The sequence below is a fragment of the Streptomyces sp. CA-251387 genome, from assembly GCF_050936625.1.
In the GTDB taxonomy this organism is placed as follows: domain Bacteria; phylum Actinomycetota; class Actinomycetes; order Streptomycetales; family Streptomycetaceae; genus Streptomyces.
The window spans coordinates 7,613,283-7,628,894 of sequence record NZ_JBNJMJ010000001.1 but is presented as its reverse complement, the minus strand read 5'-3'; the positions used below and the strand labels follow the sequence as shown (position 1 = coordinate 7,628,894).

Below are 15,612 nucleotides of genomic sequence, written 5' to 3'. Positions count from 1 at the left end.
TCTGGGGGGGTACTCCGGGCGGCGCGGAGTGTGACGTTCCGTGCGCCGCCCGGAGGGTCTGTCACGCGGTTCCGGTGAGGTGTTCCGGACGCACCGGCGTGCGGTTGAGCTCCAGCCCGGTCGCGTTCCGGATCGCCGCGAGGACGGCCGGGGTCGACGACAGGGTGGGGGCCTCGCCGATGCCGCGCAGCCCGTACGGGGCGTGGTCGTCGGCGAGTTCGAGCACGTCGACTGGGATGGTCGGCGTGTCGAGGATCGTGGGGATGAGGTAGTCCGTGAAGGAGGGGTTCTTCACCTTCGCCGTCTTGGGGTCGACGACGATCTCCTCCATGACCGCCACGCCGAGACCCTGGGTCGTACCGCCCTGGATCTGGCCGATGACGGACAGCGGGTTGAGCGCCTTGCCGACGTCCTGCGCGCAGGCCAGCTCGATGACCTTCACCAGGCCGAGCTCGGTGTCGACCTCGACGACGGCGCGATGCGCGGCGAAGGAGTACTGGACGTGGCCGAAGCCCTGGCCGGTGCGCAGGTCGAAGGCCTCGGTCGGGCGGTGCCGCCACTCGGCCTCGACCTCGACGGCCTCACCCTCCAGGACGTCCACCAGATCGGCGAGGACCTCGCCGCCGTCGGTGACGACCTTGCCACCCTCCAGCAGCAGTTCCGCCGTCGCCCAAGCCGGGTGGTAGGAGCCGAACTTGCGGCGCCCGATCTCCAGGACCTTCTCCCGGACCAGCTCGCAGGAGTTCTTGACGGCGCCGCCGGTGACGTACGTCTGCCGCGAGGCCGACGTCGAACCGGCACTGCCCACCTGTGTGTCCGCCGGGTGGATCGTCACCTGCGTGACGCCCAGCTCGGTGCGGGCGATCTGCGCGTGGACGGTGACGCCGCCCTGGCCGACCTCCGCCATGGCCGTGTGCACGGTCGCGACGGGCTCGCCGCCGACGACCTCCATGCGCACCTTGGCGGTGGAGTAGTCGTCGAAGCCCTCGGAGAAGCCGACGTTCTTGATGCCGACCGCGTAGCCGACGCCGCGTACGACGCCTTCGCCGTGCGTGGTGTTGGACAGACCGCCCGGCAGCTGCCGTACGTCCGCGCCCTCGCTGCTCTCCCACTGGCGCTCCGGCGGCATGGGCATCGCCTTGACGCGGCGCAGGAGTTCGGCGACCGGGGCCGGGGAGTCGACCGGCTGCCCGGTCGGCATGATGGTGCCCTGCTCCATCGCGTTCAGCTGCCGGAACTCCACCGGGTCCATGCCGAGCTTCTTCGCCAGCTTGTCCATCTGCGCCTCGTAGGCGAAGCACGCCTGGACCGCGCCGAAGCCGCGCATGGCGCCGCAGGGCGGGTTGTTGGTGTAGAGGGCGATGGCCTCGATGTCCACGTCGTCGATCACGTACGGGCCGACCGACAGGGAGGAGGCGTTGCCGACGACCGCCGGGGAGGCGGAGGCGTAGGCGCCGCCGTCCAGGACGATCCGGCACTTCATGTGCGTGAGCTTGCCGTCCTTGGTGGCCCCGTGCTCGTAGTAGAGCTTCGCCGGGTGACGGTGGACGTGCCCGAAGAAGGACTCGAACCGGTTGTAGACGATCTTGACCGGCTTGCCCGTGCGCAGTGCCAGCAGACAGGCGTGGATCTGCATCGACAGGTCCTCGCGACCGCCGAAGGCACCGCCGACGCCGGACAGCGTCATCCGCACCTTCTTCTCGGGCAGGCCGAGCACGGGCGCGATCTGGCGCAGGTCGGAGTGCAGCCACTGGGTGGCGATGTAGAGGTGGACGCCGCCGTCCTCGTCCGGTACGGCGAGGCCGGACTCGGGGCCGAGGAAGGCCTGGTCCTGCATGCCGAAGGTGTACTCGCCCTTGACGATCACGTCCGCCTTCTTGGCGGCCTCCTCCGCGTTGCCGCGGATGATCGGCTGGCGGTGGACGATGTTGGGGTGCGGGACGTGGCCGCTGTGGTGGTCGTCGCGGTTCTCGTGGATGAGGATCGCGTCCGGGGCGGTCGCGGAGGCCTCGTCGGTGATGACGGGCAGCTCCCGGTACTCGACCTTGATCTTGGCGGCGGCGCGGCGGGCCGTCTCCGGGTGGTCGGCGGCGACGATCGCGACCGGCTCACCGTGGTGGCGTACCTTGCCGTGCGCGAGAACCGGGGTGTCCTGGATCTCCAGGCCGTAGTTCTTCACGTCGGTCGGCAGGTCGTCGTACGTCATGACGGCGTAGACGCCCGCCATGGCCAGCGCCTCGCTTGTGTCGATGGACACGATCTCGGCATGCGCGACGGTCGACCGCAGGATCTGACCCCAGAGCATGTCCTCGTGCCACATGTCGGACGAGTACGCGAACTCGCCGGTGACCTTGAGGGTGCCGTCCGGGCGGAGGGTCGACTCACCGATGCCGCCCTTGGTCTGGGAGCCCTGCGTGATCTTCGTAGGAGCGCCGTTGGTGGGCATGCTCAGACCGCCTCTCCCTGCCGGGCGGCCGCCAGGCGGACCGCGTCCATGATCTTCTCGTAGCCCGTGCAGCGGCACAGGTTGCCCGACAGGGCCTCGCGGATGTCCGCGTCGGTCGGGTTGGGGTTGTTCTCCAGCATCTCGTCGGCGGCGACCAGCAGACCCGGCGTGCAGAAGCCGCACTGGACGGCGCCGGCGTCGATGAACGCCTGCTGGATGGGGGAGAGTTCGGTGCCCTCGCCGGTCTGGGAGTCCTGCCCCTTGGCCGCCCACTGCTGGGCGTCCTGCAACGACGTACCGCAGGCACCGGAGGCGCAACCGCCGCCCTCGGCACGCTGCTTGGCAAAGTCCGCGAGACCCTCGACGGTCACGACCTCGCGGCCCTCGACCTGACCGGCGGCGACCAGGCAGGAACACACCGGCACGCCGTCCAGCCGGACCGTGCAGGACCCGCACTCGCCCTGCTCACAGGCGTTCTTGGAGCCCGGCAGACCGAGCCGCTCGCGCAGCACGTACAGCAGGCTCTCGCCCTCCCAGACGTCGTCGGCTTCCTGCGGACGTCCGTTGACAGTGAAGTTGACGCGCATCAGGCGACACTCCCTTCCTGATTGGTCGTGCCGTCAGTGCCGCGGTACGACTCCCAGGTCCAGGTCAGCGTGCGGCGGGCCATGATGCCGACCGCGTGGCGGCGGTAGCTCGCCGTGCCCCGGACGTCGTCGATCGGGTTGCAGGCGGCGGAGCACAGGTCCGCGAACTGCTTGGCGACCGACGGGGTGATGATCTTTCCGTTGTCCCAGAAGCCGCCCTCTTCGAGCGCCGCGTTCAGGAAGTCCTCGGCGGCCTTGGCCCGGATGGGCGTAGGAGCGGCCGAACCGATCCCCGTACGGACGGTCCGCGTCCGCGGGTGCAGCGCGAGCCCGAACGCGCACACGGCGATGACCATGGCGTTGCGGGTGCCTACCTTGGAGTACTGCTGCGGCCCGTCGGCCTTCTTGATGTGCACGGCGCGGATCAGCTCGTCCGCTGCCAGCGCGTTGCGCTTCACACCCGTGTAGAACTCGTCGATCGGGATACGGCGGCTGCCGCGCACCGACTCGACCTCGACCTCGGCGCCGGCCGCCAGCAGGGCGGGGTGGGCGTCACCCGCCGGGGAGGCGGTGCCGAGGTTGCCGCCGACGCCGCCGCGGTTGCGGATCTGCGGGGAGGCGACCGTGTGCGAGGCGAGAGCCAGGCCCGGCAGCTCGGCGCGCAGGCTCTCCATGATCTTGCTGTACGGCACCGAAGCCCCGAGCCGCACGCTCTCCTCGCCGACCTCCCACTCGTAGAGGTCGCCGATGCGGTTCAGGTCGAGGAGGTACTCGGGCCGGCGGTGGTCGAAGTTGATCTCGACCATCACATCGGTGCCACCCGCAATCGGCACAGCGGTGGGGTGCTCGGCCTTCGCGGCGAGCGCCTCCTCCCAGCTGGCGGGGCGAAGGAAGTCCATGACCGGCTCTCTTCTTGGTCTCGTGGGTCGTACGGTTTGAGCCAGATCTGGTGCGGCGGGCCCGGCTCGTTCATGTGCTGTTAACGCGCATTGACGTCAGTACACAGCGCCGTCCTCCACCGGGGTCAGTCACGGAAACCATGAAGGAGTTGGCTGGCCAGCGCGGTCATCTTGTAGATTCGTATGAACGGAGGTCACCAGTAACCTCCCCGTTTTTCCGTGGAAACGTGAGACACAGCCCTTGTGACCAGGGACACAGCCGGCACACGGCCCGGCGGAGGACGGTCACCGTTCACCGGCCCGCCGGGCGGGCCGCTCATCACACGACCTTCTAGATCCATCGTAGATTTCGAGACAAAGAACGGCGGCGACGAGAATGCGGCTGCGCGCACTGCTGGACACCGACGCGCTGGGCCTCAAGCTGCTCGGCGGCGAGGACGAGCTGGACCGCACCGTGCGCGGTGTGATGACCACCGACCTCAGGGACCCCAGCCGCTATCTCTCGGGCGGCGAGCTGGTCCTCACGGGGCTGGCCTGGCGCCGGGGCCCCGCGGACTCCGAGCCGTTCGTGCGCCTCCTGGTGCAGTCCGGGGTGGTCGCGCTGGCGGCCGGTGAGGCCGAGCTGGGGGACGTACCCGAGGACCTGGTCCTGGCCTGCGCCCGCCACCGGCTGCCGCTCTTCGCCGTGCACGAGTCGGTGGCCTTCGCGACGATCACCGAGCATGTCGTACGGCAGGTCAGCGGCGAGCGGGCCGGGGATCTCGCGGCCGTCGTCGACCGGCACCGCCGCATGATGACATCGGGCCCGGCGGGCGGCGGCCCGGACGTGGTCCTCGACCTCCTCGGCTCGGACCTGGACCTGCGGGCGTGGGTGCTGTCGCCGACGGGGCGGCTCATCGCCGGTTCGAAGGTCGGGGGCCCGGCGCTGCCCGCCGACCTGTGCGGGAGGCTGGCGGCGGAGCACCTGTCGGCCGCCCGCACGGGCCGCCGCGGCCCGCACCGAGTGACCCTCGGCAGTACGCCGTACTCCCTCTTCCCGATCCGCAGCAGCGGCCGCTCCCCGCAGGCCGCGCGGGACGTGCGCGAAACCGTCCTGTCGGACTGGCTGCTGGCCGTGGAGGCGGACGCGAGCGACTGGCCCGAGGAGCGGCTGGACCTCCTCCAGGGCGTCACCCAGCTGATCGCGGTGGAGCGGGACCGCAGGGACGCGGCGCGCACGGTCCGCCGCCGCCTCGCACAGGAAGTCCTCGAACTGGTCCAGACGGGCGCGGCACCAGCCGAGATCGCGGCGCGCCTGCGGGTCGCGGCCCCGGTGCTGCTGCCCGGCCTCGGCGCGGCACCCCACTGGCAAGTGGTGGTGGCCCGGGTCGAGTGGGAGGGCGGGGACATCGAGGCCGGCCCGGTCGCCCAGTCCCTGCTGGAGGAGGTCCTGGTGGACCCGCTCGCGACCGGCCCGGAACCCTCCGACCGCATCGCCGTGGCCCACACGGGCGACGAGGCCATCGCCCTGGTCCCCCTGCCCGCCGTCTCCTCGGAGCACGACGGCTCCGAGGCGGGGATCCTCGCCGACGCGCTCCTCGACTCCATCCGGGACCCGCTGGCGGCGGGTCTGGACGACGACGGCCGGGTCACGCTCGGCGTGAGCGCGGCGGTGCACTCGGCGGAGGGCCTGCGCGGCGCCCTGGAGGAGTCCCGCCACGCCCGCCGGGTGGCGGCGGCCCGTCCGGGCCGGGTCTGCGCGGCGGGACACCAGGAGCTGGCGTCGCATGTGTTGCTGTTGCCGTTCGTACCGGACGACGTCCGCCGGGCTTTCACGGCAAGGCTGCTGGATCCCCTCCGGGACTACGACCGCCGCCACCGCGCCGAGCTGATCCCCACCCTGGAGGCCTTCCTGGAGTGCGACGGCTCCTGGACGCGCTGCGCGACCCGTCTCCACCTGCACGTCAACACGCTGCGCTACCGAGTGGGCAGGATCGAGCAGTTGACGAGCCGGGACCTGTCCCGCCTGGAGGACAAGCTGGATTTCTTCTTGGCATTGCGGATGAGTTGAGCCCCCGCCACGTCTCCCGGGCCCCGGCCCGGGATGGCACCAAGTGCCGCCGCTGTCCCACGACTTTGTGAAATCCTTCACCCACCCTCTTGGCCGGGCCCGGCGATTCATGCTGAGATGCGGCCACCACTCAACAGCTCGATGGCGTGCTCGGGGAGGGCAAGGTGGCGGATACCGCCATGTCTGGTAACGGAACGACCGCCGGTGACGATCCACTCCAGACCGCGGTATGGCGGCTGCGCTCACGCGCCTGCTGGGCGGACGCGGCGGCCCTGCTCCAGCCGGTCACCGCGCAGGCCGCGCTGCAGCGGGCCGCGCTGCTGGTGGAACGGTGCCTGTACACCGAGCAGGGCTGGGAGGAGGCCGAGGACGCGCTGCGCACGGCCGAGGCGCTCGCCCACAGCGACGAGGAGCGGGGCGCGGCCGCTTGTGAACGCGGGCAACTTGCCTATGCGGCGACGTTGCACTCAGTGCGCGACCGGGCCGACGAGGCGCGGGCCGCGCTGGGGCGGGCGGCGGCGCTGATCCCTCCGGGGGCGGCGGGGAGGGCGTTGCTGGACTTCCGCCGGGGCCTGCTGGCGGAGAACCTGGCCCGCTCGCCCCAGGCGGCCCGCGCGGCATACCGCCGCGCGCACGCGGGCGCGACGGCTCACGCCGACCCGCTCCTGCTCTCCTTCACCTGGCGCCACCTGGCTGGACTCGCCTTGCGGGACGGTGAGTTGGCGGAGGCGCGGCACGGGTTCGCCGAGTCCCTCCGCATCCGCGAGGAGCTGGGCTACCTGGTGGGTACGGCGCCCGCGCTCGCCTCCCTGGCCGACACCGAGTCCGAACCCGAGGCGTCACGCCTGCGCGAGGAGGCCCGCCGCCTGTTCCGCCTCCTGGATGGTGTCCCCACCTGGCTGGCCCACCAACTGGCCCCCACGCCCCCGGCAGCCACCGCCTGAGCCAACCGCACATTTCCTCGCCCCCGCCGCCCCTACCCGTCCCATCCCGAAGGGGCTCCGCCCCTTCCACCCCACCAGGGGGGCTCCGCCCCCTGGACCCCCGTCGGCCCTGAAGGGGCCTCGTCCTCAAACGCCGGACGGGCTGAATCACGCGGACCGGCGCCGGGGAGTGACCGCCGCCAGATGCGCAGCCCACGGGGTGGGTGGAAGACGGACGGAGTCCTGGTGCCGCAGTCGCGTACGGCGGGAAGGGGACGTGCCGGGGGGTGTCCGCCCGCAGTGGCCGGCGTCAACACCCGGTACCTCCTGGCCTAAGGCCAGCCGCCGGTCCGAGGACGGACACCCCCCGGCACGGGCCCGACCCACAACGAGACGGAAGGCGCTACGCGCACCCCCACCGAACCCCACAGGCCGCCGCAGGCATCCCCGGCTCAACCGCCGGAGGCACCCGCAAAGTGCTCCCCCACCAGCGACCGCACAACCTCCAACTCCCCGGCGATCAGCGCATCCAGCAGAGCCGTGTGCTCCGCGGCGTCGGCGATGAGGTCGGCGTGGCCGCGGACAGAGGGGCGGGTGGCGCTCACCAACGGCCACTGGGCGCGGCGGTGGAGGTCGTCGGCGACCTGGACGAGTTGGTCGTTGCCGCAGAGCGAGAGCACAGCACGATGGAAGGTACGGTCCGACTCCGCATAGGTCGCCCGGCAACCGGTCGACGCCGCGCGGACCGTCGCCTCGGCCAACGGCCGCAGTTCCGCCCAGCGTTCGGCAGGGACCGTACGGGCGAGCCGCAGCATCACCGGCACCTCGATCAGCGCACGGACCTCGGCCAGCTCGGCCAGCTCCCGGGCCCCGCGCTCGACCACCCGGAACCCCCGGTTGGGGACGACCTCCACGGCCCCCTCCAACGCGAGCTGCTGCATGGCCTCACGGACCGGCGTCGCGGAGACACCGAAGCGTTCGCCGAGTGCGGGAGCCGAGTAGACCGCCCCGGGAGTCAGCTCGCCGGTGACGAGCGCGGTACGCAGGGCATCGAGGATCTGTCCCCGCACCGAGGCCCGCTGGACGACCGGCCGCGGCCGCGGGATCGGCAGCTCACTGTGCGTGTGCTCACCACGAGCCGTCGGCGCCCCCGAGGTCCCCGGGACCCGGCCCCGGTCCCCGCCCGCAGCCCCGCCCTGCGACGGCACCCGCGGCACGTCCGACCGGGCGCCCTCCGGGACGCCCGACCGAGCCTCCGGGACACCCCAACGGTCACCCTGGGCACTCGACGACCCCGAGCCCGCCAATACCCCCGAGGCCCCCGAGGCCCCCAAGACAGCCGAGGCGCCCGAGCCCCCCGACACGCCCGAACCATTCACCCGCGAGGCTCCTGAGACCCCCGACACCTCCGAGACCTCCGAGCCCCCAGAAACCTGCGGAATCCCCGTCCCCGCGGAGCTCTGCGCGCCCTGCTTCACGGGTCCTCCTCCGGACGTGTCGGTACTTGGGGTCATTACGGCGGGTTGTTACTCACCCGTCAAGCACCTTAGGCGCAGAACGCGACAGTTCAAACCACAAAGATCACGGGTAAGGTAAGCCTTACCTTTAATGCCTCGCGGATCGGCGGTCCAGTATGCCCGTGCCCCCCTCAGCCCTCGCGGACGCGTACACCCGTCTCACCGAGGCCTTCCCGGGGCTCGACATCACCCAGCCGGCCACCGACGAGCCACTCCCCCGGCACGACGGATGGATCCCCGCCACGGCGCTCGCAGCGGGCGGCACCGGCCTGGACGCCTTCCTGGCCTGGGACGACGCACAGATACTGCGCGACTACGGTCAGCCCGCCCGCCCGGACGTCGTCGCGAGCTTCGGCCTGCACCGCTACGCCTGGCCCGCCTGCCTCCTGATCACGGTGCCCTGGTTCCTCCTGCGCCGCGTCCCCCGCTTCTCCGTGACGCATGTCTCGTACGACCGCACGGCCCCCGGCCTCTCCATAGGCCGCCTCGCCGCCCGCCCCAAGTCGTTCGCCTGCCTCCCCGGCGACCCCGCAGCGACACTGCCCGGCGCCAGGGTCGTACCCGACGAGGAGGCGCTGCGCGCGGAGGTACGGGCCGCCGTCGCCGAGCACCTCGAACCCGTCCTCACCGGCTTCGGACCCCGTATGCGGCGACGCGGACGCGCCCTGTGGGGCATGGCGACCGACGAGGTCGTGGAGGGCCTGTGGTACGTCGCCCACCTGTTCGGCGACGGCGAGCAGGACCGGGCCCGGCGCGAGCTGGAGCTGTTGCTGCCGGGCGCGACGAAGCCGTACGTCGGGTCGGCCGCCTTCCGCGAGCTGACCGGCCCGAACGGCGAGTCCCTGCCCACCCGGGACCGGGCGAGCTGCTGCATGTTCTACACCCTGCGCCCCGAGGACACCTGCGCCACCTGCCCCCGCACCTGCGACGCGGACCGGGTCACCAAGCTTCTCGCCACCGCGAGTTGACACCCCCTCAGGCCCGCCCTGGGAAGAGGTGCCGTAAGATCCCCCGCGAGCAAGGCCCCCGTGACGGTTACAGGCGTTTCACAAATTCCTCACTCAGCACAGGAACTTTCCGTGGAACCACCCGTACGGGTAGTCTTGTTCGAACTCAACTCCCGCCCCTCAAGCGGCAGTTCGAGCAGAACGCCGCCCTGGGCATCCCCTTGCACTTCCTTGGCGGCCTCTTGCCCCGAAACCCCCTGAGGGCCGGTGGGATTGGGCCACTATGGCGGGCGTTACGCCCTATCCCAATGCAAGGGACCCCAGATGAGATTGACCGACATATCGCTGAACTGGCTGCTTCCGGGCGCCGTCCTGCTCCTGGGCCTGCTGGCGGCGATAGCGGTGCTGCGGCGCGGGAAGGCCTCGGGGAAGGACACGAGCGCGGACGACTCGTGGGAGCGCAGCGAGGAGCGCCGCAGGCGCAAGGAGGCCATCTACGGCACCGTCTCCTATGTCCTGCTGTTCTGCTGTGCGGCGGTGGCCGCGGCACTCTCCTTCCACGGTCTGGTCGGCTTCGGTGAGCAGAACCTCGGCCTCTCCAACGGCTGGCAGTACCTAGTGCCGTTCGGCCTCGACGGCGCGGCGATGTTCTGCTCCGTCCTCGCCGTGCGGGAGGCCAGCCACGGTGACGCGGCACTCGGCTCCCGGATACTCGTGTGGACGTTCGCGTTCGCCGCGGCCTGGTTCAACTGGGTGCACGCACCCAGGGGCATCGGCCACGACGGCGCCCCGCACTTCTTCGCCGGCATGTCCCTGTCCGCGGCGGTGCTGTTCGACCGGGCGCTGAAGCAGACCCGCCGGGCCGCCCTGCGCGAGCAGGGTCTGGTGCCGAGGCCCCTCCCGCAGATCCGGATCGTCCGCTGGCTGCGGGCGCCCCGCGAGACCTACAAGGCCTGGTCGCTGATGCTCCTGGAGGGTGTGCGCAGCCTGGACGAGGCGGTCGACGAGGTCCGCGAGGACAAGCGGCAGAAGGAGGAGACCCGCCTGCGCCGCCGCGAGCAGCAGCGCATGGAGCGCGCCCAGCTGAAGGCCATCAGCCGGGGCCACCGCGGCTTCGTCGGCCGTGGCGGTGGACGGCACGCCGAGCCGCAGGCGGCCCTGGAGCGGGCCGACCGGGTCACCGCGGAGCCTGCCATATCCACGCCGGAACAGCTGCCCGTGCGCTCGCGTCCCTCACTGCAGCCCGTACGCACCGGTTCTGACCCGGTGACCGTCGACCTCACCGCGGAGGACGACACCATGGCGCTGCCGCGACTCGACTCCCTGGAGCGCAAGCTCAAGGACCTTGAGCAGCAGTTCGGCTGAGAACGCCTCTCATCGACGGGAAGGGGCGCGATCCGGGACCCGGGTCGCGCCCCTTCCCCTTGCCGTACGCCATCGGCCGTACGGCGTCCGCGCCCGTCGTCAGGCGGCACCCGCGTCGAGTTCGAACCACACCGCCTTCCCCACCCCGTGCGCCCGCACCCCCCAGTCGTCCGCTAGGGACTGCACCAGGACCAGGCCTCTGCCGTTCGTACCGTCGTCGGCGTTCGGTACGCGCAGTCTGGGCCGGCGGGCCACGAAGTCCCGCACCTCCACCCGGAGTCCGCGTGGTCCGACGGTGGCCGTCAGGACCGCTTCACGGTCGGTGTGGACGATCGCGTTGGTGACGAGTTCGCTGGTGAGCAGTTCGGCTATGTCCGATCGTCCGGGCCTCCCCCAGTGCCGTAACAGTTCGCGCAGGGCCTTGCGGGCCTCTGGTACGGCCCGCAGGTCCGCCCGCCCCAGTCTGCGCCTCAGTTGGGGTGTCTGCGTGTGGTCCTCGGCGCTCGCGGCCCTGTCCTCCACTGCCTCCACCGAGGAGGCCCCGTATGCGATGGGACCGCCTCCCCGTGCCTGCCTCTTCATGACCCCCGCCCGCGTGCCGATGTCGGTTCCCCTCCTGGCTCGAACACGTTCACGGGAACCATTCCCAGTCGGACCCCCGACAGTCATGTCGAATCGTCAACGACCAGGTGTTCGGCCAGGGTTGGGGCAGGCAGCGCCGAGTGGATGAAACCGGGAACGTCACCTGCCGGCCGCCCGGAAGCCGCCGAACGCGACGACCGGAGCCCGTCGGCCACCGGCCAAGGGTCCTGCTTCCGGGCGGGGGGCAGGTTTCCGGCGAGGGGAGGCGGGGCGGTGCGTCTGCCCCGGGAAGGGGCGGCCGACCAGGGCAGTCCCGCACGGCTTCCAACCGACGGCCCCAGGGGCGTCCTGACGGTGGAGGATCGGTCCGTCCGTCGATTACGGGCTGCCGACGCCGCCGTACTCGATGCAGAGGTGGGGCAGGTGGGGATCGACATCGAGGCGCCGTCCGAGCCGATGCGCGCGGTCGGTGAAACTGGCCGGAATTCGGCCGTGCCGTGGGTGCGGGGCCGCCCGCCCGACCCCCGTCCGGGAGGGCGGCCCCACTGGGTGGTGGGCCGGTGGTGCGTCGGTCAGTAGAGCTTGTTCACCGCGGTGGTGGTCGTCTTCTTGAAGGCCTTCACCGGCGCGTCCGTGAAGTCGCCCATCTGCCCCCATTGCACGACGGTGACGGTGCCGCCGTCCCGGCCGACCGACAGCAGGTGGATGTCCATGGCGCCCCAGGAGGCACGGGTGTGCACGCCGTGGACGCGGGCGCCCTCCTCGACCGGCAGGCTGCCGTAGCTGCGGTACTCGGCCTCGATCTCCGGGTCGGCGTCGCTGCGCAGGGCGCAGGACCGGATCTCCTTGTTGAGGCGGGTGGCGAGGGCCTTGGCCTTGGCCTTGTCGCCGACGACGACGTTGAGCTGCTCGGCGCCGGTCTCGAGGTCGGTGCGGAAGGTGCGGTAGCGGGAGTCGTAGCCGAGCAGCGCCTCGCCCAGGCAGCCCTGCATCTCCTCCGGGACGCCGTCGGTGACCTTCCCGGCGGTCCAGGCGGAGGAAGGGTGCGGCGGGAGTTCGGACGCCGAAAGGAACTTCGGCGCGGGCGCCTTCGTCGCGGCGCCGGCCGGTGCGGCGGTGAGTGCGGCGCCTGTGGCGAGGGCCGCGACGACGAGTGCGGCGAGCGCGCCGGCTCGGGTGCGCTTGGGCATGGGTGTCCCCCGTGAATGAGATGAGTGCGTGAACGATCGGAAGTGGGTCGTCACCGACGCCGGATGGTCCGTCCGGCCCCCCTGGGCACTGTCGGCCCGGCCGGTGCGACACCAGAAGCATCAGCCGTCACAGTCGGCGGACGCAACCTCCGGCGCCCGATCCGCGACGGTGGAACCATCCCAGCCCTTCTGACGTGCAGGTATATGGAGTGCCTGGGATGCCGTCCCGGGACGGGGAGGACGCGGGGGAACGGTGTCTGAAGTGCAGGACGACGTCCAGGAGTTCGCGGCGCTGCTCACACGGCTGAAGGAGCGCACCGACCGCAGCTACGGTCAGCTGGCCCGCCGCCTGAACATGAACACCTCCACGCTGCACCGCTACTGCGCCGGTGACGCGGTCCCCGTCGACTTCGCGCCCGTGGAACGCTTCGCCGCGCTGTGCCGGGCGACGCCGGAGGAGCGGCTGGAGCTGCACCGGCTGTGGATCCTGGCGGTGGCGGCGCGGCAGCGGGCGCGGACGGCGAGCGCGCCCGCGACGGACGGTGCCGCATCATCGAAGGACGGCTCCCCCTCGGAGACGGCCGAACAGTCAGGGCCCGACGAGCGGGAAGCACAGCTCCCCTTACCCGGACAACCGGCACCGGCCGACCCCGCCCGCCGCCCCTGGTACCGCCGTCGGCGTCTCCTGGTCACCGCGGCCGTGGCCACGGCGCTCCTCGCCACGCTGGGCAGCCTCTCCGCGCTGCCGGACGACGACCGTCCCCGGGCGAGCGACTCCGTGCAGGGCGCCGATCCGACCCGTACGACGACGGCGGGCACTCCCGGCCCGGCCTCGACCGCGTCGCCGAAGCCCTCCTCCAGCACCACGCCGTCGCCCTCACCCGGCACCTCGGACGCTAAGAAGTCCTCGCCGAAGCCCACGGCCACCGCCGGCAGCCCGTCGAAGGAGGCAGGACAGAAGCAGCCCTCGACCGGCGTTCCCCTCACCTGGAGCGCCAACTCCCATGTCTGGCAGGGCGGCTGCGGACACGACTACGTCGTCTCCAAGTCCCCGCAGCAGGTCCCTCCGCCTCCGCCACCGCAGGACGCCGGGACCTGGGCGGCCTCGCAGAGCGCGGTGCACGGGCGGCAGACGATGGTGGAGATCTCGGTGCAGGGGCGGACGTCCACCGCCGTCGTCCTGGAGGCGCTCCGGGTGCGCGTCGTCGGCCGCTCGGCGCCCGTCGAGGGCAACTCGTACGCCATGGACAACGGCTGCGGCGGAGCGCTGACGCCCCGCTACTTCGACGTCGACCTGGACAAGGACCGGCCCATCGCCCGCCCGGTCGACGGCAACGACACGGGCACCCCCATCCCGGCGATGCGGCTGCCGTACCGCGTATCCGCCGAGGACCCGGAGGTGCTGCTGGTCGACGCGCAGACGAAGACCTGCGACTGCAGCTGGTACCTCGAACTCGACTGGTCCTCCCGGGGCCGCACCGGCACGGTCCGCATCGACGACCACGGCCGCCCGTTCCGCACGACGAGCATCGAGGGGCTGCCGAGCTACGCGTACGACACCTCGGCGCGCAAGTGGGTGCCGTACTCCTGAGCCGTACGACCCGGGTGCGGGGCTACGCCTCCCACACGGCGGCGGCCGTACGGTCGTCGGCGTACCCCTTGACCCGGACCTGGGTGTCGGCGAGGAACGCTGCGAGGCCGGGCGGCTCGGGGGCGGACCACCGTCCGGTCAGGTAGGAGGCGAGTTCGGGTTCGCCGCGCAGCGGGTCGGCGAGGCCGCCTGTGCACATCAGGAGGGTGTCGCCCGGGCGGGCCACCGAGGCGCGGAAGCGGAACGGTTCGCGGGGCGGTTCCGGGGCGGGGTCGTAGGGGCTCGGGGGTGTGGTGATGCCGAGGTCCATGGTGAGGCGGTCGCCCTCCGGGGTCTCGGCGGGGGGCGAGCCGAAGCCGACGACGGGTGCGCCGGTGGCGTCGGTGGCGCGGGGCTCGATGTCCTGCCATGCGCCGTCCCGCAGACGGAACAGTCCGCCTGCGCCGACGCCGAAGAAGACACGCGTACGGCACTCGGGGTCGGCCGGGAGCAGGAGGCAGCGCAGCGTCGCCCCGTACTCCTCCGGTTCGATGCCCTGTTCTGCCGCGCTGGCGCGGAGTTTGCCGAGGCTGCGGTCGGTGAGGCGGTGCAGGCCGGACTTCAGGTCGCCGCGCCGTGCGGCCCTGATGTCCTCCGCGAGCCTCGGGTGACTGCGGCCGACGGCCCGGCCGATCCAGTGGCAGGCCTCGGCGGCGGCGCGGTGCGCGTTCGGGGTGGCTCGGGCGCCGGTCGCCATCGCCACGAGGACCAGGGCGAGTTCGCCGGTGCCGAAGCGGGCGGTGAGGAGGGAGTCGCGGCGGGGCTCGCCCCGGTAGCGGGCGGAGTCTCCGCGCAGGGAGACGGCTCGCAGGGTGCATGCGCCGTAGTGCGCGCCGTCCAGGACGGTGTCGGCGACCAGGTCGTCGAGGTCGTCGGGGTCCGCGGGTGGGAGGGCGGTGGGTTCGGGGGCGTAGGTGGGAGGGCCGTTGCCGACGTAGTCGAGGGGGTCGGGGGGAGGGCGGGGAGGTCGACCCGGGTCGCGGGGCGGGGCTCGTCGTCACTCGTGGGCGCCGGGAGCTCCCGGGGGTCCTGGGGCTCCTCCACCGTGAATCCGGGCGGCTTCGGCAAGCCCGGTGGGAAGGTCGACCCGCCCTCCATGGCATCCGTGCTCGCCCGCTGTGCCGGGACCGCGGTGCCCGTCCCCTGATTCACCGCCCCCGCCGCCGAGGCGAACCGGTCGTCCAGTGAGTCCGGTGCCGTTGTCGGGCCCGTGTCCTCGGCGGAGTCGCCGTACAGTTGCCCCCACCAGTCGTCCTCGTGACCCGTGGGCCTTCCCCCCTGCTGGCTCATGCCCTCAATTGTCCACCGCACGGGCAGGATGAAAACGGGGCATCCGGAAAATCCGCCCCGGTACGCGGCGTTGAAAACGGCGTGTCGAGTGAGGTGTTGAACAGCCTTGCGAAACACCGCACGCACCATGTCGCCTTCTTCCGGTGCTGCCCCCGGCGACACCTTGGCAGAGTGACAGGTGGTGCG

The 15,612-nt window shown here is 71.9% G+C and carries 12 protein-coding genes; 5 read left to right on the top strand and 7 right to left on the bottom strand.

What is annotated here, in order from left to right; genetic code table 11:
- Positions 1–61: 61 nt before the first annotated feature.
- Genes ACQEV2_RS33895 through ACQEV2_RS33885 form a run of 3 tightly spaced genes read right to left on the bottom strand, consistent with a single transcriptional unit; the run spans position 62 to position 3,932 of the window.
- Positions 62–2,446: a xanthine dehydrogenase family protein molybdopterin-binding subunit gene (locus ACQEV2_RS33895; protein ID WP_433050194.1), complete on the bottom strand. Its 2,385-nt coding sequence runs from the start codon at positions 2,444–2,446 to the stop codon at positions 62–64.
- A 2-nt stretch (positions 2,447–2,448) separates the two neighbouring features.
- Positions 2,449–3,033 carry a (2Fe-2S)-binding protein gene (locus ACQEV2_RS33890; protein ID WP_433050191.1) on the bottom strand — a complete coding sequence of 195 codons (585 nt, stop codon included), beginning with the start codon at positions 3,031–3,033 and terminating at the stop codon, positions 2,449–2,451.
- Positions 3,033–3,932 (bottom strand): FAD binding domain-containing protein, encoded by a 900-nt coding sequence (locus tag ACQEV2_RS33885; protein ID WP_433050188.1) that lies wholly within the window; start codon positions 3,930–3,932, stop codon positions 3,033–3,035. Before ACQEV2_RS33885 ends, ACQEV2_RS33890 begins: the two co-directional genes overlap by 1 nt.
- Positions 3,933–4,308: 376 nt before the next feature.
- On the opposite strand from ACQEV2_RS33885, the gene ACQEV2_RS33880 reads away from it, so the two are divergent.
- On the top strand, positions 4,309–5,982 hold the full coding sequence (locus ACQEV2_RS33880; RefSeq protein ID WP_433050185.1) for a PucR family transcriptional regulator: 1,674 nt from the start codon (positions 4,309–4,311) through the stop codon (positions 5,980–5,982).
- 179 nt (positions 5,983–6,161) lie between these two features.
- On the top strand, positions 6,162–6,926 hold the full coding sequence (locus ACQEV2_RS33875; RefSeq protein ID WP_433050182.1) for a hypothetical protein: 765 nt from the start codon (positions 6,162–6,164) through the stop codon (positions 6,924–6,926).
- 431 nt (positions 6,927–7,357) lie between these two features.
- Here the strand turns inward: ACQEV2_RS33875 and ACQEV2_RS33870 are convergent, their stop codons facing one another.
- Entirely contained in the window at positions 7,358–8,122 is a 765-nt protein-coding gene (locus tag ACQEV2_RS33870; protein WP_433050179.1) for a GntR family transcriptional regulator, read from the bottom strand.
- Between the two features lie 416 nt (positions 8,123–8,538).
- Here ACQEV2_RS33870 and ACQEV2_RS33865 point away from each other — a divergent pair, with 416 nt between their 5' ends.
- Both ACQEV2_RS33865 and ACQEV2_RS33860 read left to right on the top strand, forming a co-directional pair.
- Entirely contained in the window at positions 8,539–9,390 is an 852-nt protein-coding gene (locus tag ACQEV2_RS33865) for a (2Fe-2S)-binding protein (protein ID WP_433050176.1), read from the top strand.
- Between the two features lie 303 nt (positions 9,391–9,693).
- Positions 9,694–10,734 carry a DUF2637 domain-containing protein gene (locus tag ACQEV2_RS33860; RefSeq protein ID WP_433050174.1) on the top strand — a complete coding sequence of 347 codons (1,041 nt, stop codon included), beginning with the start codon at positions 9,694–9,696 and terminating at the stop codon, positions 10,732–10,734.
- Positions 10,735–10,833: 99 nt separating this feature from the next.
- On the opposite strand, the gene ACQEV2_RS33855 is transcribed toward ACQEV2_RS33860, so the two are convergent.
- Both ACQEV2_RS33855 and ACQEV2_RS33850 read right to left on the bottom strand, forming a co-directional pair.
- Positions 10,834–11,256 (bottom strand): ATP-binding protein, encoded by a 423-nt coding sequence (locus ACQEV2_RS33855; RefSeq protein WP_433054981.1) that lies wholly within the window; start codon positions 11,254–11,256, stop codon positions 10,834–10,836.
- Positions 11,257–11,888: 632 nt separating this feature from the next.
- Positions 11,889–12,506 (bottom strand): hypothetical protein, encoded by a 618-nt coding sequence (locus tag ACQEV2_RS33850; RefSeq protein ID WP_433050171.1) that lies wholly within the window; start codon positions 12,504–12,506, stop codon positions 11,889–11,891.
- A gap of 253 nt (positions 12,507–12,759) precedes the next feature.
- Between ACQEV2_RS33850 and ACQEV2_RS33845 the strand changes: the two genes are divergently transcribed.
- Positions 12,760–14,097, top strand: a complete 1,338-nt coding sequence (locus tag ACQEV2_RS33845; RefSeq protein ID WP_433050168.1) for a helix-turn-helix domain-containing protein — start codon at positions 12,760–12,762, stop codon at positions 14,095–14,097.
- Positions 14,098–14,119: 22 nt separating this feature from the next.
- On the opposite strand, the gene ACQEV2_RS33840 is transcribed toward ACQEV2_RS33845, so the two are convergent.
- Positions 14,120–14,932 carry a PP2C family serine/threonine-protein phosphatase gene (locus tag ACQEV2_RS33840; protein WP_433054978.1) on the bottom strand — a complete coding sequence of 271 codons (813 nt, stop codon included), beginning with the start codon at positions 14,930–14,932 and terminating at the stop codon, positions 14,120–14,122.
- Between the last annotated feature and the right edge of the window lie 680 nt (positions 14,933–15,612).